The organism is Idiomarina sp. UBA4206, assembly GCF_002383015.1.
Taxonomy (GTDB): Bacteria; Pseudomonadota; Gammaproteobacteria; order Enterobacterales; family Alteromonadaceae; genus Idiomarina; species Idiomarina abyssalis.
Window position 1 is genome coordinate 21,112 of the sequence record NZ_DFTS01000012.1, and the last position, 1,323, is coordinate 22,434.

Here is a 1,323-nt window from a genome sequence, read left to right on the forward strand (position 1 = left end):
GTAATAACGCATGACTACCCGCTTGAGGATGCCATTACGGTCGCTAATGCCTATGTCCATCAGGGCCTGATTGAGGCGAAAGGTATAGGCCGCGGACCAGGCCTTGTTGCTCATACACACTGGCCACAGAAAATTAAACATTTTCCAAGGATTAAAACGCCGGAGTTGCCCTGCGTTGACCTCCAGTTTCCCAGGCTGGACAAGGAACCCGAACTGTATCCGGTAGTAGATTCTTATGAGTGGATAGAAAAGCTCTTAAAACTGGGCATTAAAACGCTTCAGCTGCGTATTAAAGACCCAGATGCTCCTCAGTTGGAAGCCGCTATTAAAAAAAGCATTCAGCTGGCGGAGCAATATTCAGCTCAGTTGTTTATTAATGACCACTGGCAACTCGCTATTAAGCACAGCGCTTATGGCGTGCATTTAGGTCAGGAAGACTTAACCGAAGCTAACCTTCACGCTATTCAGCAAGCGGGGTTGCGGCTGGGCATTTCCACTCACAGCTACACCGAGTTATTAATTGCTCAAGCGTACACGCCCTCTTACATCGCTCTGGGTCATATCTTTCCAACTCAGACCAAGGCTATGCCGTCTAAACCCCAAGGTCTGGAGCGACTGCGCCGCTATGTCGCATTACTAGCGCCAACTAACATACCGACAGTCGCTATTGGTGGCATTTCTTTAGATCGCGTAGCTGCCGTAAAAGCTACCGGAATTAACGGCATAGCGGTTGTTAGCGCGATTACTGCTGCGAACGACGTCGAGCAGGCTGTCCATCAGTTACTGACTGCGATGGACGCTGAAGCCGAAATTAAGGAAGAGAACGAGGCTGCCCATGCTGAGTAACGAACAACTTCTGCGCTACAGCAGTAACATACTGATGAAAGAAATAGGCGAAGTTGGACAACAGCGTTTGCTGAAAAGGCATGTGCTGATTATTGGATTGGGTGGTCTTGGTTGTCCTGCCAGCCAATATCTGGCGTCATCGGGCGTTGGGCAAATCACACTGGTCGATCATGACACCGTCAGCCTCAGCAACTTACAGCGGCAAACACTCTATTCCAGCGATGATATTGGCTTGTCCAAGGCGCGGCAAGCTGGTCATTCTTTGTCGCGGTTAAACCCGGACATTCGTATCACCGCTATTGAAGAAAAGGCCTATGAAGAAAACCTGGACGCGCTCGCCGAACAAGCCGATTTAGTCCTCGACTGCACCGACAATCGTGAGACCCGGTACCTGATCAACCAAAGCTGCTACCGCGTGAATACGCCGCTCATTTCTGCCGCGGCGCGCGGCTTTAACGGGCAACTTATTGCGCTTCG

2 protein-coding genes are annotated in these 1,323 nt (G+C 50.5%); both read left to right on the top strand.

All coding sequences use genetic code 11. The features are described 5' to 3' along the window. Positions 1-846, top strand: an 846-nt coding sequence (gene thiE / locus B3180_RS02240) for a thiamine phosphate synthase (RefSeq protein WP_286842745.1), incomplete at its 5' end; no start/stop codon positions are given. Between the two features lie 34 nt (positions 847-880). Then, positions 881-1,323 (top strand): HesA/MoeB/ThiF family protein (locus tag B3180_RS02245; RefSeq protein ID WP_286842747.1); only part of this gene is annotated, 443 nt, incomplete at its 3' end.